This window comes from Caproiciproducens sp. NJN-50 (assembly GCF_004103755.1).
Taxonomy (GTDB): Bacteria; Bacillota; Clostridia; order Oscillospirales; family Acutalibacteraceae; genus Caproicibacter.
Map to the genome: position 1 here is coordinate 1,721,916 of NZ_CP035283.1, position 20,117 is coordinate 1,742,032.

Consider the following 20,117-nt stretch of genomic DNA (forward strand, 5'->3'; position numbering starts at 1 on the left):
CGAAACGCCCCCTTTCGTAGGTAATCGTCAGTCTTTCTTTTCCGACGAGCCGTATTTCGCGACACTGGAGGCAATTTCGTCCACGACATTGCCTTCCACATACGCCTTCGTCAATCGCAGAGCGTTATAAACCGTTTTCGCTTTCGCGCTGCCGTGCGTCTTGAAGACCGGCCTGGAGCAACCCATCAGCGGAGCTCCGCCGTATTCGTTATAGTCGAAATTCTTTTTCAGCGCCTTCACATCGCTGAGCAAAACGGCAGCCGCCAGCTTGTTTTTAACGCTGTGCGTGAAAATGTTTTTCAATTTTCCCATCAGCATCATCGCCACTCCCTCGAACATCTTCAGAATGACGTTGCCGGTAAAGCCGTCCGCCACAATCACGTCTCCGGCGTCGTTGGGAATATCGCGGGCTTCAACATTGCCGACAAAATTGAGTCCGCAGTTTTTCAGCAGGGAGAACGCGCCGTGCTGGAGCTCTCCGCCCTTATGGTCCTCCGTTCCGATGTTCGCGAGCGCCACGCGGGGATTTTTGATCCCCATGACCTTCTCCATATAAATGGAACCCATGATGCCGAACTGCTGCAGCATTTCCGGTTTGCAGTCCACATTGGCGCCGCTGTCGATCAGCATAAAGCAGCCTTTGTTTTTCGGCATGACAGGCGCGAAGGCGATGCGCCGGACCCCCTTGATCCGCTTGACGATCAGCGTCGCCCCGACCACCAGCGCTCCGCTGTTCCCGCCGGAGACAAAGGCGTCCCCCTTTCCCTGTGCGAGAAGGCGCAGGCCGAGGGCCATGGAGGAATCCGATTTTGCTTTCACGATATCGCCGGCGGAATCCTCCATCGTAATGATTTCCGGGGCGTCGCAGATTTCCATCCGCTCCAGGGACACGCCGCTTTCCTTCGCGACCGTGCGGATTTCCTGCTCCCGACCGGTCAGAACGATGTCGACGTCCAACCCTTTCACGGCATCCGCGCATCCTTTGATAATTTCAAGCGGAGCGTTGTCTCCGCCGAACGCATCGACGATGATTTTCATATCCAGCACCTCGATTCAATTGAACGTCTCTTTTTCTTCCGCCAAAACCCGGTCCAGATCGTTCAGCGCGCGCGCCGCCAGAGCGGCACAGCGTTCCCGCTTGTCCCTGATTTTTTCCGGCAGCGGCGGGATCACGCCAAAATTCGCGCCCATCGGCTGAAACGCCCCGGCCCCGCCGGATTCGACATAACGGCTGAGCGCGCCGATCATGGTCGTCTCCGGCAGGATCAGAGGTTCCCCGCCGGACCGGCGCCTAACGGCATTGATCCCGGCCATGATTCCGGACGCGGCGGATTCCATGTAGCCCTCCACGCCTGTCATCTGTCCCGCAAAAAACAGGTTGGGATTTTCCCGGAAAGCAAAGCCGGAGGTAAGGACTTTCGGCGAATTTAAAAATGTGTTCCTGTGCATCACGCCGTATCTCGCATATTCGGCACGCTCCAACCCGGGTATCATACCAAACACGCGTTTTTGCTCCGGAAACTTCAGGTTGGTCTGGAAGCCGACTAAATTATACATCGTGCCCGATTCATTTTCCTTCCGCAGTTGAAGCACCGCCCATGGCCGGTGCCCTGTCGCCGGATCGCGCAGGCCGACCGGCTTCATTGGCCCGAACCGCAGGGTATCGGGTCCGCGCCGGGCCAGAATTTCGACCGGCATGCAGCCCTCGTACACCTTCGGGTCGGCGATATCGAACTCGCGGACCGGGGCGCGCTCGGCGGAAATCAGCTCCGCATAAAAGGCTTCGTACTCCCCGCGGTCCATCGGGCAGTTCAGGTAGTCGTCCTCTTCCCCCTTGCCATATCGGGACGCGGCGAAAATCCGTTCCCGATTCAGGCTGTCCGCCGTTACGATCGGGGCCGCCGCATCGAAAAAGCTGAGGCTTCCGCCGCAGAGAGCGGAAATTTTCTCCGCCAGCGCGTCGGAAGTCAACGGCCCCGTCGCGACCACAGCAATGCCGTCCGGTGGGAGCTCCGTCAATTCTTCCCGGACCACATGGATCATCGGATGAGAAGCGATTTTTTCCGTGACCGCTTTTGCGAATGCGTCACGGTCAACTGCGAGCGCGCCCCCGGCAGGCACGCGGCAGGCGTCCGCGCAAGGCAGCAGCACCGATCCAAGCCTTCTCATCTCCTCCTTTAACAGCCCGGCGGCGCTCTCCCGCCGCTCCGCTTTCAGGGAATTGGAACAGACAAGCTCCGCGAAATTCCCGTTCCGGTGCGCCGGAGAAAATCGGAGCGGCTTCATCTCATACAGTTCGACCGGAATCCCGGCCTCTGCGATCCGCCAAGCCGCTTCGCAGCCGGCAAAGCCGGCTCCGATCACCCGGATGCTCATTCTTCCTCCGTTTTTTCATATCCGCAGTCCGGCGTGACGCAGTACAGCTTCGGATGCTTTCCCTTTTTCTTCAGAAGCGTTTTGCCGCATTTCGGACACTTTTCCATGGAAGGTTCGTCCCAGGAGACAAAATCGCAGTTCGGGTAATTGGAGCAGCCGTAAAAGACGCGCCCTTTTTTGGTTTTTTTAACAATGACCTTTCCGCCGCATTTCGGGCATTCGGCACCGGTTTCCTGCACGTATTTTTTCACATTTTTGCACTCCGGATATCCGGGACAGGCCAGGAACTTTCCGTAACGGCCGTTTTTAATCACCATATGGCGCCCGCACTTTTCACAGATGACGTCGGTCACATCCTCCTTAAGCTGGATCTTGACCCCCTGCATCTCTTCTTTGGCGGTTTTCAGCGTTTTGTCAAAATCTCCGTAAAAAACCTCCAGCGTTTCGACCCAGTCCGTTTTCCCGCTCTGAACCGCGTCGAGATCATCTTCTACCTGCGCGGTAAATTTGACGTTGACGATTTTCGGGAACCGTTCCTTCATCAGGTTGGTGACAGTCTCTCCCAGTTCCGTCGGCTTCAAAGCCTTTCCGTCGCGGACCACGTACTCTCTTCCCGTAATGGTGGAAATCGTCGCGGCGTAAGTGGACGGGCGCCCGATGCCGTTTTCTTCCAGCGCCTTGATGAGAGAGGCCTCCGTATAGCGCGGGGGCGGCTGCGTGAAGTGCTGGCTGCCCGCGATCTCCTTCAGCTTCAGCGGCATGCCGGCTTCCAGTTCGGGCAGGGCCGTACCTTCTTCTTCCTTTTCGTCCTTGGCTTCTTCGTAAAGCACGGTAAATCCGTCGAAGGTGACCGTGAATCCGGAGGCTTTGAAAATGTAGTTCTTTGCCTGAATATCGGCCTGCGTGGTGCTTTGCAGGCAATTCGACATCTGGCTGGCCAAAAACCGTTCCCAAATGAGTTTATAAAGCTTATACTGGTCGGACGAAAGGCTTTCCTTCACCTTTTCCGGGGGAAGAGACGGCATGCTGGGCCGGATCGCTTCGTGGCCGTCCTGAGCATTTGCCCTCGACTTGTAATGGCGGGGAGAATCCGGAAGATATTTGTTCCCCCACCGCTCCCGGATATAATCGCCCGCCTCCTTGATCGCGTCCTCCGAAATGCGCAGCGAATCCGTTCTCATATAGGTGATCAGGCCGACGGCCCCAAGTCCCGGGACCTCCACGCCTTCGTACAGCTCCTGTGCAGCCTTCATCGTCCGCCTGGCCTGAAATCCGAGCCGGCGCGACGCTTCCTGCTGAAGGGTCGAAGTGATAAACGGAGGCGCCGGGGATTTGCGCCTCGTTCCCTTTTTGACCTTGACAACGCTGAAATCGGCGCCCTTCAACTCTTCCAGAATCCGATTGGACTCCTCTTCGCTGGAGATCTTCATTTTGCCGTTCTCATCGCCGTAAAAAGTTGCGGCAAAAACCTTGCGGGATCCTTTTGGAATCAGTTTCGCGTCGATCGTCCAGTATTCTTCCGGAACGAAGCCGCGGATCTCGTTTTCCCGGTCCACAATAATGCGCACCGCGACGGACTGCACCCGCCCCGCGGACAGCCCCCGCCTGATTTTCTGTGACAGAAACGGGCTGAGCTTGTAACCGACCAGCCGGTCCAGAATGCGGCGCGCCTGCTGCGCGTTGACCAGGTCAAGGTCGATGTTCCGGGGATTCTGCATCCCGTTTGAAACGCCGGTTTTTGTTATTTCATTGAAAGTGACGCGGTTTTTCTGGTTCATATCCAAGCCGAGGATATAGGCCAGATGCCATGAGATCGCCTCGCCCTCCCGGTCCGGGTCGGTCGCGAGAAGGATGGAATCGCTTTTGCCCGCCAGGTCTTTCAGTTCCTGTACCAGCTTCTCCTTTCCCTTGATAATTTCGTATTTCGGCTTGAACTTATTTTTGATATCCACGCTTAAACGGTTTTCCGGCAGATCGCGCACATGGCCCATGGACGCCACGACATCGAAACCGGTCCCGAGATATTTTTTAATCGTCTTCGCTTTCGCCGGAGATTCCACAATCACCAGCTTGGACATAAAACCACCTCGCATTGATTCACATTTTCCGCTCCATACCGGGCAAGCGGCAAGAAGAGCGTCAGCGCCGCAGACTGTAGCGGCGGCCCGAATGGGATTCGACCGCGCCTTCCAGTTCCAATTCAGTCACGGCGGAAAGCAGCCTCGCAGCCGGAAGCCGGGTGACTTCGGCCAGTTCGGCAATCGGGCACGGCCTGTCGGTCAAACCGGACAATAGTATTTGCGCATCCGGCGAAAATTTATCCTCACAGGGCACAGCCCGCTTTTTATTTTCCAAAGAAGAATCGCTTTTCACGCTATTCTCTTCTATAATAACATTTGTTTTTGTATCGTCAAGGAAAAATTTACTTTTTCTCCATTCAGGGTATTCCTCAAGGATCTCTTTTGCTCCGCTGACCGGCTTTGCTCCGGACTTGATCAGATTGTTTGCGCCGGCCGAGACGGGACTGAAAATACCGCACGGGACCGCAAAAACATCGCGCCCCTGTTCCAGCGCGTAATCCGCCGTGATCAGGGAACCGCTCTTCGCGGCGGCCTCCACCACAAGGGTCCCGAACGACAATCCGGAAATGATCCGGTTCCGGATCGGAAAATTGGAGCCGGACGCCTGTGTCTGGGGAGGAAATTCAGAAATCAGCGCCCCTTTTTCCGCTATGACGCCGCGCAGGGATGCGTTTGCCATCAGATAGTCCGTGTCGATTCCGCAACCTAGGACGCAGACGGTTTTCCCTTCCGCCTGGAGAGCGCCCTGATGGGCCGCGGTGTCGATTCCAAGCGCGCCGCCGCTGACAACGACCACTCCGTTCTGAGCCAGTTCATACGCAAAGCTGCGCGCGGCGGCCTTGCCGGTCTGCGTCGCTTTTCTGGTCCCGACAATCGATATGGCGGGCTCGCTTGAAAAATCGGGAAGGATTCCCTTGTAATAAAGTGCGCACGGCGGATTGTGGATCTGACGCAATGGGCCGGGGTAATCGTCGCAATCGGGAGCCGTCACCTTTTGACCGATCTTTTCGCAGTAAGCCAAAAGAGCCTGTGCATCGGAAATGGAATAGGTTTCCATACCGCGGAGCTCTTTCGCGGTAAAATATCCCTCCAGCAGCCAGGCTTCCCGGCCAGCCGCATAAAAATCCTCCAGATTTCTCCATCCTTCAAGGATGCGGTTTTGCTTGGAGCTTCCGGCTCCGAGCGCATGCTGCAGCCAGAGCCAGAAAGCCTTTGGGTCATAATCGCTCATGTCGCGGCGCCCCCCGCCCTGTTTCTCATCATTTCCCAGATCAGAATCGCCGCCGCCGCGGATGCGTTCAGCGATTCCGCTCTTCCCGTCATCGGGATGGTGATCTCTCTGGAACAAGCTTCCCTTGTTTCCCGCGTCAGCCCGTTTCCTTCGTTTCCGACCGCCAGCACGCACGGCGCTGAAAGATCCGTTTCCGTCGCCGGCAAAGCGTCGCGGTCGGGGACAGCCGCGGCTGTGGTGAACCCGCGCCGGTTCAGATCCGGAAACAGCTCCGGCAGACTCTCTTCCCTATAAATCGGCAGGCGGAACACCGCCCCCATGGACGCGCGGAGGACCTTGGGGGAATAAAGATCGCAGCAGTCGCCTCCCAGCAGGACCCCTCCGACTCCCAACGCTTCCGCCGTGCGTAAAATCGTTCCCATGTTGGCGGGGTCCTGAAGGTTTTCCAGGGCAAGATAGGAGCCGGACGCCGGCAGCTCGGAGCCTTTCAGGATTTTGCGCGGCATCTCGCAGATGCAGAAAATCCCCTGGGGCGTCTTGGTGCGTGACAGGGCCTGCGCCGCCTGTGGGCCGACCAGATAGGATTCCCGCGCGTTTTTGAAAAGCGGAGCGAGGTATTTTCCGTATTTTCCCCCTGCGGATTCCGTATACAGCAGCATTCGGATCGTTACGCCGCTGAACGCCGCGTCCGCGCAAAGCCGCGCCCCCTCCAGGAAATACAGTCCGCGCTCCCTGCGGCACTCCGCGGAGCCGGACAGCCGGACGGCATTTTGAATAATTTCATTTCTGCGGCTTAAAATGATCTCGGGCATACGGTCAAAACCCCCAACGGATAAAATGAGCGCCCGGAACCAGCCGGGCGCAGCTTTCGGTATTTATACCGCGGATTTTGCTTTTTCGATCAGGCTTTTAAAAGCGGCTTCATCGGCAACGGCAATCTCCGCAAGCATTTTACGGTTCAGCGTGATTCCGGCCTTTTTCAGTCCGTTCATGAACATGGAATAACTCACGCCGTTCGCGCGGCAGGCGGCCGAAATCCGGGTGATCCACAGGCGGCGGAAATCTCTTTTTCTGGCCTTGCGTCCGACAAACGCGTAGTTGCCTGATTTCATGACGGCCTGTTTGGCCATTTTAAAGTGACGGCTCTTGGCGCCAAAATAACCTTTTGCAAGTTTTAATGTCTTTTTTCTTCTTTTGCGCGTCATCAACGCGCCTTTCACACGTGCCATTCTATAATACCTCCAATAAATGGTAGATTTCCGTTTTACGAGCAGTATTTACTTATAAGGAATCAGCTTTTTAATCGTTGCCACGTTCGTCTTGTCGGCCAGGGTCGTTTTGCGCAGGCCGCGCTTGCGTTTGGTGGTCTTTTTATTCAAGATATGAGATTTATAGGCATGGGCACGGATCACCTTGCCGTTTTTTGAAAGTTTAAAGCGCTTTTTCGCACCGGTATGTGTTTTGATTTTAGGCATAACTGCCCCTCCTTATCGAAACTTTACTTAACGGGTTTGGATGCAAGGAACATCAACATGTTGCGTCCCTCCAGCTTAGGCGGTTTTTCAACATTGGCAATTTCGCTCAGGGCCTCCGCAAAGCGTTTCATGGTTTCATAGCCCTGCTCCGGGTGACCCATCTCGCGTCCGCGAAACCGGATGGAAGCCTTGACCTTGTCACCGCTTTTCAAAAACTTTTCCGCATGGCCGAGCTTCGTATTGAAATCGTGCACATCAATATTCAGCGAAAGGCGGATTTCCTTGATCTCAACGGTATGCTGATTCTTTCTGGCTTCCTTGTCGCGTTTGGCCTGTTCAAACCTGAACTTGCCGTAATCGATGATTTTGCAGACCGGCGGAGTCGCCTGGGGAGCGATTTTCACCAGATCCAGATTCATTTCCATGGCTTTCTGCAAAGCCTGGGCGGACGACATCAGGCCGAGCTGGCTGCCATCCGAGCCGATTAACCGCACCTGCCTGTCGCGGATCTGTTCGTTAATCTGAAGTTCCTTGTTGCTAATAGCTAAGCACCTCCATAACACGTCAATCTCAGAATAAAAAACGCGGGCCAACCATCCGCCCGCGCATCAATACCCACTTAGCCCCCAGAGGGGCATCCGAATGTATTGACCCGTGACGGACAAAACCCCACAGGTGGAAATACTGTTTTTTAAACCGTACTCCGCTTTGTTTTACAGTGAATTATTATAACCAGATTTTACGTTTTTGTCAAGAATTATTTCCCGTAATTTCAGCGCCCAGCGCAAAGGAATAGAGCAGACACTGCTTCACTTCCTTTTCCGTGCAAATTTCCAGAGCGCGGCGATACCATTCCAGCTGCTCCCTGTAGCGCATCCAGAGTTCCGACGGGTCCCGCGTCCGGTCTGTTTTGTAATCGACGATGACAAGGCCGTCCGGTTCCTCGAAAACGCAGTCCACCGCTCCCTGCAGGATCACGGCTTCCTCCGCCGGTCCGCCCGTCAGCCCCGGACGTATTTCGCCCGCCGGGATCTCAACGGAAAATCGGAACTCCCGTTCCATCCGGCTGGAAGCGAGAATCCGTTTTGCCAGCCCGCTCCGGAAAAACGCGCCGACAGCTCCGAGGTCGACCGCCTGCGCCTGCCAGGAAGTCAGGAAACCCTCTTCCACCAGCCGGGAAAGTTCCCGTTCGGGGTCTGCGGACGCTCCGCGGTAATCCGCGAACTGAAGATAGGCGTGCAGCGCCGTGCCGCGCTCCGCCGGAGTCAGCCCTCCCTCCCCGAGAAACGCGGGGCGGGAAGACGCGGCATACCGGGCGGAAAACTTCCCGGCAGCCAGTTCGGAGGCGGCGACCTTCGCACACATCCCGCTGATTCCGGAATAAGAATAGGCGAAGTTCAAATCGGACTCCAGCCTTGCAAGAAGCACCGCGTCCGGTTCCGCCGGGCGCCGTATCTCCAATTCCGTTTCCTCCGCCGGTCCGCCCTCCTTGGGCCGGGTAACGAAAAAGGACCAGTGTCCCTCGTCCGGAACCGCAATTGTCCCGGAAACGCCCGCCATATCCCGAAGAATTCCGGCCTCCGGATGCCTCAGGGCGCAAAGAAGCAGCCAGTCGGAAATGCTGGAAGCTCCGCGCACAACATAGGGTGGAATCCGTTCCCCGCCCGTCAGCCGGGAAGCAAGAGATCGAAGCGTCTTCCGGGCGTCGTCAAGCGTCGTCACCAGAATCAGCTTCTCCTTTGCACGCGTCATCGCAACATAGAGGACGCGCAGCTCCTCGCTCATCTCGTCCCGCTCCTGTTCCAGCGCGACGGCCTCCCGCACCATGGTGGAACGTCGCGCGCCGGTGGCGGGGTCCCTGAGCCGGATGCCCGGGCCGAGCTCCGGGTGCAGCAGCACGTCCGAGCGTTCCTTGTGAAAACCGCGCGAACATCCCGCCAAAATGCAGATTGGGAATTCGAGGCCCTTGGAATGATGCACACTCATCACCCGCACCACGTTGGCCGATTCGCTGATGGTGGACGCCGCGGACAGATCGGCGCGTCTCCTCTGCATCCGCTCGAGAAAGCGAAGAAAACCGGACAGTCCGTTGTAGCCCGAGGACTCGTATTTGCGGGCGTAGGAGAGCAGAAGCCGCAGATTTGCCAGGCGCAGTTCCCCGTTCGGCATGGCCTGAACCAGATTGGAAAGGCCGGTTCTGGCGTAAGCGGACCGAATCAGCCGGTCGGACGGCATGGTGGCCGCCAGCGTCCGGAACCGTTTGATCTCGCCGAGGAACCCGGCGGCCTTCCCGTCCCCGTCCCGGGCTGCCGCCGCGACGGCGGGATACAGCCGGCCCGCGCGGGTATGCAGCCTGATTTCCGACACCTCGTCCGGGGTAAATCCGTAAATCGGACTCATCATCACGGCAAGAAGAGGAATATCCTGCATCGGGTTGTCGATCGCCTGAAGCAGCGACAAAGCGGTGCGGATTTCACCCGCGGCGAAAAAGCCCCCTGCCGTGTCGGCCCAGGCCGGAATTCCGAGCGCAGAAAGCTCTTTTGCGTATTCTGGCGCGTACTGGTTGGCGCTCCGCAGCAAAATACAGAAATCGCGGTAGACCGCCGGCCTTTGCCTGCCGTGATCCGTCACCGAATCCGAACCGGACGTCATGGAATAAATGAGGTCCGCGATGCGCAGGCATTCCGTCCGGATCAGATCGGAATCCTTCTTGAATTCCGTTCCGGAAAGGTCGATGATTTCCAAATCAACCGAGGGCTCCGCCTCCGGGGGATAATCCGCGCCGGGGACCAGCTCCTCCGATTTCGTGTAATCCAGCTCGCCCGCCTTTTTGCTCATCAGCTGCCGGAAGACGAAGTTCACCGCCCCGGTCACGCCGCTCCGGCTGCGGAAGTTGCGGTCCAGCACCACGCAGGACGGAAACGCGGGATGAACGGGATCGTAATCCGGCAGGACGGCGCGGCGGCGAAGAAAAATCTGCGGCATGGCCTGGCGGAACCGGTAGATGCTCTGTTTGACGTCCCCGACGAGGAACAGATTGGTTTCGCCGCGGGAAATGGCGCGGAAAATCATGTCCTGAGCCTCGTTGGTATCCTGATATTCGTCCACCATGATCTCTTCATACCGTTCGGAAAGTTCCAGCGCGTCCGGGGTCCGCTCAAACCCGTTCCCCGCGTCGCGGACCAGCAGCTTCAGCGCCCAGTGCTCCAGATCGCTGAAATCCGCGGCGCGGCGCTCCGTCTTCCTCTGGGCCAGGAGTGCGCCGAAGCGCTCGGTCACCCGGAACAGCATCCGGACGCACGGGGCGAGCCGTGACATCTCTTCCGCCCATTCCTCCCGGGAACAGGAAAAAAAGGAGGAAAGGCGGCCAGCCATGGCTTTGATCTCTTTTCTGGCATCCGCGACAGAGTTCTTCAGCGGGTCTTCCGAACGCCCCCGGACCGGCCGGAATTTTGGAAATGAAAAGTCCGCACAGCGGCGCGCGCAGAGTTCCCAGTCTCCGGATGCGACCGCCTCCCCAAGTGACGTCAGATCGGCAAGGTCAGACCGAAAGGCGTCGGAATAAGCGGTGAGAAGCTCTTCGTCTCCGCTGATTCGCGCAAGGGAACTTTGAGTGACCGAAACGCCGTACTCCACCGCCTCCTCCGCGAAAGAAAGGATCGTCCGGCCCCAGACAGTCTGTTCCGCGGGGACGGCGCTGTCATACAGAGCCGACTTTTGGGAAAGCCATCGTCCGGGGAACGGATGGGAACGGACAAAATCGTACAGGCGGTTCACGGTTTCGGCAATGCGGCCGTCGTCCCGGCCCGAAGAAAATTCTTCGACAAAGTTAAAAAAGGAGGGATCCGCTTCCGCGTAAAACTCGTCCAGAGTATCGGAAACCGTCTGAGAGCGCAGGACGGCCATTTCCCCGTTGTCCAGGATGCGGAAATCCGGAGCGATTCCGAGCTTGAAGAAATTTTCGCGCACCAAGTCGCTGCAAAAGGAATCGATCGTCCCGATCTTCGCCCTGGAAAGCAGAATCTGCTGACGCTGCAGCCGGACGTTGCCCGGGTCGTTTTCCAGCATGGACGCGATCTCAGCCGCGATGCGCCCGTTCATTTCCGCCGCCGCGGCTTTCGTGAACGTGACGACCAGCATCCGGTCCGCGTCGACCGGGCTGACCGGGTCGGTGATACGCTCGATGACGCGCTGCACCAGAACCGCCGTTTTGCCGGAGCCGGCCGCGGCCGAAACGAGGAGGGCCCCGCCGCGGGCATGGATCGCATTCTTCTGGCTCTGAGTCCAGTTCCTGCTCATTCCGTCTCCCCTCCTTTCGAAAATTCCCCGATCACGGCGTCACGGTCCCATTTCTGCATTTCACGCTCCAGGTCGTCGCGCTCGTGGCCGCAAACTGCTCCATAGGGACACCATGCGCACGCGTCGTAATCTCCGGACAACGGCACGGCGGCGATTTTTCCCCGCTTCAATTCTTCCGCCATATCCGCAACGAGCCTACGAATATAATGGAAGGCCTGTTCCAGTTCCCGTTCCGTAATCAGATGCCCCTCGCCCGAAGGAACGCCTCCTTTCAGCGTGACCGGGAGATAAGTCCCTTTTCCATCCGGCTCCATCGCGGCGACTACCTCCGCATCGTTTAAGATCAGACCGTCCATGCGAAGTTTCCTTCCGAAATCCTTTTCCAGCTTCTTTCCGTCATCCTCCCGCTTTGCAGCAGCAGACGGGCGGTTGGCAGGCATGTACAGCACCCCGGCCGGAAGCACCTCGCCGTAGCGTCTCTTCCCGTTTTCACAAAGTGCCGCCAGATAAATCAGCATCTGCAGATTCATGCCGTAAATCACGTCGGAGAGGCGGAATTCTTTCTGTCCCGTTTTATAGTCCACCACGCGAAGATACCGGACCCCGTTTCGGGCCATCACGTCCACCCGGTCGATTTTTCCGTCGATCTCCACCTTGCCGCCGTCCGGCAGCGGAATGGTCAGCGGAGGAATCTCGCCGCCGATGGACAGTTCAAAATCCACCGGTTCAAATCCGCTCTGCGCAAGCTCTTCGGCGATGCGCCTGGCAACGATCTGTGCGGAGTCCGCCAGCCGGGAAATCAGGTAGGCAAAGCGCGGCGTCCGGTTTTTCAGCCCGCCGAATCTCGCCTCCACATAATCTTCGAGAAATTTCAGAATGACGCCGCGGAGCTCACGGTCCGTGACGCCGTTAATTTGAGCGCTTCCGATCTCCTGAAACAGCCGCTGCAGCAGATAATGCATCAGGCTGCCGTACTCGAGCGCGTTGAGTTCGGCGGTTTTGCGTTCCCGGGCGCCGAGCCCGTAGCGGCAGAAATACTGGAACCGGCAGAGATGATAGATCTCAATCTGGGTGGCGGAAACCTGCATTTCCCTGCTGAAAAGGCTTGTCGCTTTACGCGGATCGTGAAACGCAAAGGGCCGCTTTTCCGCCGCTCCGGCAAGAGAAGCGAGTTCTCTGTCCTTTCCCCGGCGGCGCAGAAGCTCTTTCAGCGTTTCGGAAAAGGGGTCGCCGCCGTGCCATTTCTGAGCGGACAGTTCCATGACCGGTTTTAGCGCCGTGGCAAAATAGGTCTGTTCCAGCAGAAGTTCATTCCATATCTGCACTCCCGGAAGAACGGCGCGGGTTTCCGTAAGGATGGAAGAGGGGGAATTTGCTTTTCCATCCTCATCGGAGACCGGATAGCACAGAAAAAGCCGTTGGGAAGCCGTACACATGGCGGAATAGGCCAGAAAACGTTCCTGTACCGCCGCTCCCTCCCCCGTGTCGTTCAGTTCCAGCCCCAGTCCGATCAGCTCATGGCGCTCCCTGTCGCTGATCAGCCCGCCGGAGCCGGAGACCATCGGAAACTGGCCCTGCGCGCATCCCACAAGGAATACCACCTTGGGATCCGCGGGCCGGGAGCGGTCCGCCGCGCCGACGGTTACCTCGTCCAGCCCCTGCGGGATGCTCGCGATCCGGCTGGAGAGCACCACCATCCGAAGCAGCTCGGCGTATCGCATCCCTGTCACTTTGTTTTTTCCGAGAACAAGGGCAGTCTGGTCCAGAATCCCCATCAGCAGATCCCAGACGCGCAGTTCCCGTTCCGCCAGCGCAGGATTTCCGTCGTCGGAAAGCTGTTTGGCGAACTGTTTCAGATGTTCCGCCGCGTGCAGTTCTTCCAGCAATCGATACACGGCCCCCGCCATTTCTTCCCCGTCCGCGTCCGCCGTTCTGCCCGCGAATCGCTCCAAAGGGGCAACTACCGCGATCCTGAGTTCATTGAGCTCTTTCAGCTGCGCAGCGCCGCCGGGTTTTGTTTCTTCGGCAAAGCCCTCCGGGCTGTCCTTCCATTCCTCCCGCCATTTTTTTCCCGACAGATTCCATAGGAACGTATAATTTTCCAGCAGGGAGATTTGCTCCGGCGTCAGCCCGCACAGTCCCGTTTTCAGATAAAGGAACACATCGTCGGAGCGGAAGCCGTTCTGGGTGATGCGGAACGCCGAAAGGACCAAGCGCATCAGCGGTTCCGCGTCGATTTCCTCCGGCCTGTCCATAAAATACGGTATTTCCCAGTTTTCCAGCGCCGCGTCGAGAATCCCACGGTAGGATTCCTGACTGCGGGCAACCACCGCAAAGTCCCGGTAGCGGTATCCCCCGTCGATCATCAGACGGCGAATCGTCGCGGCCACAAACGCCGACTCGTCATAGCTGTTTTTCGCCTCGTAAATGGAAATCGCTTTACAGGCTCCGGAAAATGGCTTTCTATGAGAGGGCCGATAAATTCCCTCCTCCAGAGCTTTCAGATCCTCGCTCTGAAAGCGGGTTCCGCTTTCCAATATAATCGGAGCCGCAACCGGGACCCCATTTTGTTTTGCAAGACGAATCAGGATTTTTGCCGTCCTGCGAACCAGGGAAAACAGCCCCGCGCCGCACTCCGGGTCATCGAGCCGGTCCGCGCACAGCGCGGCGCGGACTTCCTTTGCCTGTCTGAGAATCAGGGAAAGCACGTCATATTCCTGAACGGTAAAGCTCTGAAAAGAATCCACCATCACGGTATAGCCCGAAAAGAAGTCGTTCTGTTCCAGCTTTTCCTTTAACCGTGTCAGGTCGTCGAGCGGATCTATGTAGCTCTGTGCCACCAGCGCATCGTAAGCCGAAAGGATCAGCGACAGCTCGGAAACTTTTCTTCGCAGCGTCCCGTCCGGCATTTTTTCCGCCGCTTTGAAAAGATCCTCCGGCGCGACGGCACACATCTTGAATTCCGCGCAAGTATCGAGAAGGAGGCCGATCAGCTCCGTGCTTTCCGCGTTCCGGCGGTAAATGTCGAGGCGGTCCTTCACCTGCTCGAGCGCCAGACTCATGAAAATGCTGCGGCCTCCGTCGTCCAGCCGCCTTCCGGCAAAGCCGCCGTAATGCCGCAGCACCTCTTCCGCCAGCCGGGAAAAGCTCACGACGCTCACGCGGCGGGCCAGCACCGGCCCAAGCAGCCGGAGCATGGCGCGCTCGTTCTCGAACGACGCCTGCTCCGGGACGATCAGCATCAGCTTGTCGTCGCCGGAGCCGGCCAAATCTTTGAGCGCGTTCCGCACGGCCATCGTCTTGCCGCTTCCGGCGCGGCCCAAAAGTAAACGCAGCATTTTATGCCCCACATCCTTTGAAAGAAAGTATAGCATAAAATGCCGCATGAAAAAAGTCTGCCGAATCTGCGCCTTACCGCTGGCCCAGCCACTGTTTCAGCTGTTCGTAATATTCGACCGTCTTGAATTTTACCTGATAGCCTCCTCCGTCCCGGACGATTTTCAATTCGTTCGGGTTCAAAACATCCTCAAGCTGTTTTTTATCCTGAGCGGCCGGAAGACAGAGCTGCGGAAAAATGACGCACCACCAGTTGTGCCCTTCTCCGGAACCGATGGTCACTTCCAGGGCGTCGTATTCTCCGGCGGGCAAAGTCACGTCGCCATATGTCCGGGTGGTAAAGTATGTTTTGGCAAGCCGGACCGTCACCGGATACCCATAGCCCTGCCGTTTCACTTCATCCTGCGCGGCCTCCTGCAGCTGATCCAGCCTTTGGCGGACCGCTTTTTCCGCCTCTTCCCTGTCCTTCACATTGTCCAGCATCCCACGGCTTTCCTCAAGGATTCTGTCTCGGACTTTCAGCTTCAGGCTCTGATCCTGCTGGGAATCGGAGTTGGCAAGGACGTGCAGCCGGAGCACCTGCGACGGGATTTCCTCACAGCCCGCTGTAAACCCGGTAAAGTTCAGCAAAACGGCAAAAACAAAAGCCAAGCACAATGCTTTTCCAAATGTTTTCATAAAACAGCTCCTTTTTGATTTTCATCAGGAGCTTTGACCAAAATTTTCCATTTTATTCTTTTTTCCATAACTTTTATTCGCTATAATGAGGATAAAAAAAGTAAGGAGTGTTATTATGCAGGAATCGTTTCTCAATCTGCTGGTCCGGCTCAAGGACCTCCTTTTTCAAGGATCGCTGAACCTGACCGGTGCTTTGCTGTGGGGGATGATCCTTTATTTGATCTGCCTGCCCCTGTTCTTCCGAAAAAAGGAGTTTCCCCAGAATCTCTGCATTGCCGTATTGTTTTTGTACACCGCCGCGCTTTTGCAGTCCTGCCAGTGCCTGACCGTCCCGAAATCCTGGAATCCGGACGGGCCTTCCATCGCCGCGGCCTTCGGCGCCATGGAGTGGAATCCCTTTCTTTTCTCCTCATTCGGCGTCAGCGGTTTGTGGACATCCCTTCTTTCTGATTTCCTGGTTTTGATGCCAATCGGCTTTTTGGTTCCGATGGCCAGCTTTCGGGTCCGGTTTTGGAAAATGATCCTGATCGCCCTGCTGTGCGGCACCGGTCTGGAGGCTGTCCAGCTGCTTGCGAACATTCTGACACAAAGCGCTTCCCGCAGCGTCAGTACGGGAGAAGCCATTTTAAGCGCCGCGGGTTGTCTGACCGGCTATTTAATTTTCTCCGGATTGAAAAAGCTTCCCGTTATCCGGCACAGAGCGCGGGCCCGTCATTACACACATCCCGGACAAGCCGTGTAAAAGCCTAACAAGAAGAATAAGGCTCACACAGAAAAACCTCCGGGTAAATTCCAGAAAGGTCCTTGGCACAGGTCTGAGCCTGTCCAATCCGCTCAAACAGCCCGAATACGGCGGAGCCTGTCCCCGTCATGCAGGCGGCCGCCGCCCCGGACTTCAGCATTCGCGTTTTAATTTGCGGAATTTCCGGCAACAAGGCCAGAGGTTCAAACACATTGCCCGCGTATTTCGCGATTTCGGTTAAATCCCCTCCGCGGAGCGCTCCCAGCATCGGCTCCGTAAAGCGGTCGCCAAACGTTCCGTCCCGGTCCAGGGCCCGATACGCTTCCTTCGTCCCGATCCCGGCGGCAGGTTTGCAAAGAAGGATATGACAGGCGGAAAGCGGCGGCAGGCGCGTCAGCCGTTCGCCGATTCCCTCGGCCAGCATTGTCCCGTTTGTCAGACAAAACGGCACGTCGGCGCCTATGTTCAGTCCAACCTCAGACAGTTCCGCTCCGCTCAGGGGAAAAGAAAAGCGTCTGTTTAAAAGCCGAAGGGCCGAGGCCGCATCCGCGCTTCCTCCGCCAAGGCCAGCCTGCCAGGGAATCCGTTTTTCCAGCAGAAGGAAAACACCGGGATTTTGGATCCCGGCCGCCCTGAAAAAAGCCTCCGCCGCGCGGTGCACCGTGTTGTCCCGTCCGCAGGACAGCCTTGGGCGGTCGCTGGCGACACGGATCTCACCCTCCGGCCCGCTCAGAAGAGTGAGCCGGTCACATAGCGTGATGCTTTGGAAGACGGAGCGGATTGTGTGATAGCCGTCCGGGCGCTTCCCCGTGACGTCCAGCGTCAGATTGATCTTCGCATAGGCGTTCTCGACGAGATCAGGCATTGGAGCCTCCAGACAGCGTCCGGATAAAGTGTTCGATCCTTGAAAGCGCCTCCGTAATATGCCGGATGGAGTAGGAATAGGAAACACGGACATATCCTTCGCCGCAGTCCCCGAATGCGCTGCCGGGCACCACGGCCACTTTTTCAGCGTAAAGCAGCTTTTCGCAGAATTCTTCCGAGTTCATCCCCGTGCTTTTGATGCATGGAAAAACATAAAACGCCCCCTCCGGCTCGAAACAGGTCAGGCCCATCGCGTTAAAGCCGTCGACAATCAGCCGTCTGCGCAGATCGTACTGATCCCGCATGGAATTGATATCCCCGTCTCCGTTTTTCAGCGCCTCGATGGCGGCGTACTGCGCCGTCGTCGGGGCGCTCATGATCCCGAACTGATGCAGCTTTGTCATCTGCCCGATAATTTCCTTCGGACCCGCGGCGTAGCCGAGGCGCCATCCGGTCATGGCAAACGCCTTGGAAAAACCGTTGACCAGGATGGTGCGTTCCTTCATCCCGTCGATTTCCGAAAAGGATACATGGCGGTAATCGCCGTAAGTAAGCTCCCCATAGATCTCGTCCGAAAGCACCAGCAGATTATGTTCCAAAACCACCCGGGCCACCGCTTCCAGGTTCTTCCGCCGCATCACGGCCCCGGTCGGATTATTGGGATATGGAAGAATCAGCAGCTTCGTCTTCGGCGTTATTTTCTTTTCCAGTTCTTCCGCCGTCAGCCGGAACAGGTCCTCCTGCCGGGTCACAACCGGAACCGGCACGCCCCTCGCCGCGAGAGTCAGCGGTTTGTAACAGACAAAACTCGGCTCCGGGATCAGGACTTCTTCCCCCGGCTCCACCAGACTGCGGATCGTCAGGTCGATCGCCTCGCTGCCGCCGACCGTAACGACAAGATCCGTTTTCGGGTCGTAGTCCAAATGATAATGGCGCTTTAAAAAAAGGCAGATTTCCTGCCGAAGCTCGAAAAAACCGCGGTTTGGCGAGTACCACGTTTTGCCGTCCTCCAGGGAATGGATTCCCTCCTCCCGCACATGCCACGGGGTTGTAAAGTCCGGTTCGCCGATCGACAGGGAAATCACGTTGTCCATTTCATTCGCGATGTCGAAAAAGCGCCGGATCCCGGAGGGCTTCATTTTCTGTACGTTGCTGTTGAGCATGCGCTGATAGTCAATCACAGAGCACACTCCTTCTTTCATCCTTCTCATCCTCCGTATTGAGGATCACATTGCCGTCCTTGTAACGGGTCAGGATGAAATGCGTCGCGGTGGAAAGCACGGAATCCAGCGTAGAGAGGCGGCGCATGACAAACATTGCGATATCCTGCATGCTTTTCCCGTGGACCTTGACCGCAAGGTCATAACCCCCGGACATCAGGTAGACGCTCTCCACCTCCTCGAACTGCATGATCTTGCCCGCGATTTCATCAAAGCCGCGCTCTCTCTTGGGCGAAACCCGCAGCTCAATCAGGGCGATCGCCTTATTTTTGTCAATCTTTTCCCAGTTGATCAGCGCTTTATATCCCCGGATCACCCCCGCTTTTTCATAGGCCGCAATGGCATCCTCGATTTCATGTTCCGTTTTTCCAAGCATTACGGCAAGCTGCCTGTTCGACAGTCTTGCATTTTCATTTAAAAGAGCCAGAAGACGATCCATTTTCATACACTCCTTAACGTTATGAATTATTCAACCGGCAGAAACTGTGGTTTTCGGCCGGAATAGACTGCATAGTGCTGAAATCCCGCTTTGCGGAGAAGCTCCAGGCCCTGTTCTACGCCCCCTCCGACATCCGCCCAGCGATGGGCGTCGGACCCGATGGTAATCAGGCTGCCGCCCAGTTCCCGATAGCGCCGAATGACAGGATAGTCCGGCATGGAGACTCCCAGCTTCTGGCGGAAACCGGATGTGTTTACCTCAAGGGCGATCTTTTTTCTAACCAGGCTTTTCAGAACCTCTTCGATTTTGTAAAGATACCGGGAAGTTGGAATAGAAAGGCCAGATTTCCCGACGATATAGCGCCAGGGGTAGGTTAAATGGGCGAGGGAATCAAATTTTCCCCATTCGATCATTTCCATGATCTCATCAAAATATCTGCCCAAAATGACGTCCATCTTTTCCGTGGAATAATCCAGTTCAAAAAAATCCTCTTTCTCTTTTATATTGTGCAGAGAAGCAAGAATAAAATCATAGCTGAAACAGTTCAGAACGTCTTCAGCAGCTTCCGGGTCCTGCATCGGCTGGCCCAGTTCGATGCCGGAGAGCACGTGGAGCCTTCCCTGAAACGCCGCGGCGGCTTTTCTCGACTCATAGCATGACTGACGGATGGATTTGTCATATCCGTCCTTGCGATAGGAATTGCATTCACAGTGATCCGTGATAGCAACGGCATAAAATCCCAGCCGTGCGGCGCTTTCGCACATCATCATCGCGGAATCGGCGCCGTCCGGGGAACAGTCCGTATGAATGTGGCAGTCCGAAAGATATTGAATATTCATTGCACTCTCCTATCCGCTGTTTTTATCTTATTTTTTATTTTACATTTAAAGCAAGGTTTTAAAAGTTTCATATTGAAATACTATCACATCTCAGCATAAAATCATAGATGAATCATTCCCATGTTCAAAGCGCAGTTTTTTCCTTTTTTTTGACATAATGTCATTCACGAATCCAAGGCCCCGGCTTGACAGAGACTTGACAAGGAGGCTTTTTCCGCACATAATAAATTTATTGATATTGCGTTTCGCCCGGAGGTGCCAAAATGCGAGCTGTCATCACTGTTATCGGCAAGGACATGGTCGGAATTCTCGCGCGTATTTCTTCTGTCTGCGCGGAAAATGAAGTAAACGTGGTGGAAGTGACCCAGTCGATTCTCCAGGACCTTTTTGCCATGATTATGCTTGTCGATATTTCAAAATGCCGGGTCCCTTTCCCGGAACTCTCGGAACGGCTGACCCGCGCCGGAAAAGACTTGAATCTTTCCGTCCATGTAATGCATGAGGACATTTTCAATTCCATGCACCGCATCTAAACGG

General features: G+C 56.4%; 17 protein-coding genes. 2 read left to right on the forward strand and 15 right to left on the reverse strand.

Annotation, left to right across the window (positions count from 1 at the left end):
* Positions 1–27 precede the first annotated feature (27 nt).
* The 11 genes from plsX to spoIIR all read right to left on the reverse strand — a co-directional run bounded on the left by plsX (position 28) and on the right by spoIIR (position 15,476).
* A complete protein-coding gene (plsX, locus tag EQM14_RS08275; RefSeq protein WP_128742504.1) occupies positions 28–1,038 on the reverse strand; it encodes a phosphate acyltransferase PlsX in 1,011 nt (336 codons plus the stop codon).
* A gap of 15 nt (positions 1,039–1,053) precedes the next feature.
* On the reverse strand, positions 1,054–2,376 hold the full coding sequence (gene trmFO, locus EQM14_RS08280; protein WP_128742505.1) for a methylenetetrahydrofolate--tRNA-(uracil(54)-C(5))-methyltransferase (FADH(2)-oxidizing) TrmFO: 1,323 nt from the start codon (positions 2,374–2,376) through the stop codon (positions 1,054–1,056).
* Positions 2,373–4,454 carry a type I DNA topoisomerase gene (gene topA, locus EQM14_RS08285; RefSeq protein WP_128742506.1) on the reverse strand — a complete coding sequence of 694 codons (2,082 nt, stop codon included), beginning with the start codon at positions 4,452–4,454 and terminating at the stop codon, positions 2,373–2,375. The genes trmFO and topA overlap by 4 nt, the downstream gene beginning before the upstream one ends.
* 61 nt (positions 4,455–4,515) lie before the next feature.
* Positions 4,516–5,688: a DNA-processing protein DprA gene (dprA, locus tag EQM14_RS08290; protein ID WP_128742507.1), complete on the reverse strand. Its 1,173-nt coding sequence runs from the start codon at positions 5,686–5,688 to the stop codon at positions 4,516–4,518.
* The gene (locus EQM14_RS08295; protein WP_128742508.1) at positions 5,685–6,500 is read right to left on the reverse strand and encodes a TrmH family RNA methyltransferase; all 816 of its coding nucleotides are present in this window, start codon (positions 6,498–6,500) and stop codon (positions 5,685–5,687) included. The genes dprA and EQM14_RS08295 overlap by 4 nt, the downstream gene beginning before the upstream one ends.
* Before the next feature lie 63 nt (positions 6,501–6,563).
* Complete coding sequence (rplT, locus tag EQM14_RS08300) at positions 6,564–6,917, reverse strand: 50S ribosomal protein L20 (protein ID WP_128742509.1); 354 nt, start codon at positions 6,915–6,917, stop codon at positions 6,564–6,566.
* A 48-nt stretch (positions 6,918–6,965) separates the two neighbouring features.
* Positions 6,966–7,163 (reverse strand): 50S ribosomal protein L35, encoded by a 198-nt coding sequence (gene rpmI, locus EQM14_RS08305; protein WP_128742510.1) that lies wholly within the window; start codon positions 7,161–7,163, stop codon positions 6,966–6,968.
* 23 nt (positions 7,164–7,186) lie between these two features.
* Entirely contained in the window at positions 7,187–7,726 is a 540-nt protein-coding gene (infC, locus tag EQM14_RS08310) for a translation initiation factor IF-3 (protein WP_243112473.1), read from the reverse strand.
* Positions 7,727–7,913: 187 nt separating this feature from the next.
* Entirely contained in the window at positions 7,914–11,462 is a 3,549-nt protein-coding gene (gene addA / locus EQM14_RS08315; protein WP_128742512.1) for a helicase-exonuclease AddAB subunit AddA, read from the reverse strand.
* A complete protein-coding gene (locus EQM14_RS08320; RefSeq protein ID WP_164919011.1) occupies positions 11,459–14,800 on the reverse strand; it encodes a PD-(D/E)XK nuclease family protein in 3,342 nt (1,113 codons plus the stop codon). Before EQM14_RS08320 ends, addA begins: the two co-directional genes overlap by 4 nt.
* A 73-nt stretch (positions 14,801–14,873) precedes the next feature.
* Positions 14,874–15,476, reverse strand: coding sequence for a stage II sporulation protein R (gene spoIIR / locus EQM14_RS08325; RefSeq protein ID WP_128742514.1), 603 nt, complete (start codon positions 15,474–15,476; stop codon positions 14,874–14,876).
* A 115-nt stretch (positions 15,477–15,591) separates the two neighbouring features.
* Here spoIIR and EQM14_RS08330 point away from each other — a divergent pair, with 115 nt between their 5' ends.
* Positions 15,592–16,218, forward strand: a complete 627-nt coding sequence (locus EQM14_RS08330; protein WP_164919012.1) for a VanZ family protein — start codon at positions 15,592–15,594, stop codon at positions 16,216–16,218.
* 4 nt (positions 16,219–16,222) lie between these two features.
* Here EQM14_RS08330 and ispE read toward each other — a convergent pair whose 3' ends face one another.
* The 4 genes from ispE to EQM14_RS08350 are packed head-to-tail and all read right to left on the reverse strand — an operon-like array spanning position 16,223 to position 19,580.
* Positions 16,223–17,083, reverse strand: a complete 861-nt coding sequence (ispE, locus tag EQM14_RS08335) for a 4-(cytidine 5'-diphospho)-2-C-methyl-D-erythritol kinase (RefSeq protein WP_164919013.1) — start codon at positions 17,081–17,083, stop codon at positions 16,223–16,225.
* Positions 17,076–18,284, reverse strand: a complete 1,209-nt coding sequence (locus tag EQM14_RS08340; RefSeq protein WP_128742517.1) for an aminotransferase class I/II-fold pyridoxal phosphate-dependent enzyme — start codon at positions 18,282–18,284, stop codon at positions 17,076–17,078. Before EQM14_RS08340 ends, ispE begins: the two co-directional genes overlap by 8 nt.
* Positions 18,256–18,741 carry an Lrp/AsnC family transcriptional regulator gene (locus tag EQM14_RS08345; protein WP_128742518.1) on the reverse strand — a complete coding sequence of 162 codons (486 nt, stop codon included), beginning with the start codon at positions 18,739–18,741 and terminating at the stop codon, positions 18,256–18,258. The genes EQM14_RS08340 and EQM14_RS08345 overlap by 29 nt, the downstream gene beginning before the upstream one ends.
* A 26-nt stretch (positions 18,742–18,767) precedes the next feature.
* A complete protein-coding gene (locus EQM14_RS08350; protein WP_128742519.1) occupies positions 18,768–19,580 on the reverse strand; it encodes a histidinol-phosphatase HisJ family protein in 813 nt (270 codons plus the stop codon).
* Positions 19,581–19,843: 263 nt separating this feature from the next.
* On the opposite strand from EQM14_RS08350, the gene EQM14_RS08355 reads away from it, so the two are divergent.
* On the forward strand, positions 19,844–20,113 hold the full coding sequence (locus EQM14_RS08355; protein WP_128742520.1) for an ACT domain-containing protein: 270 nt from the start codon (positions 19,844–19,846) through the stop codon (positions 20,111–20,113).
* The last annotated feature ends 4 nt before the right edge of the window (positions 20,114–20,117 follow it).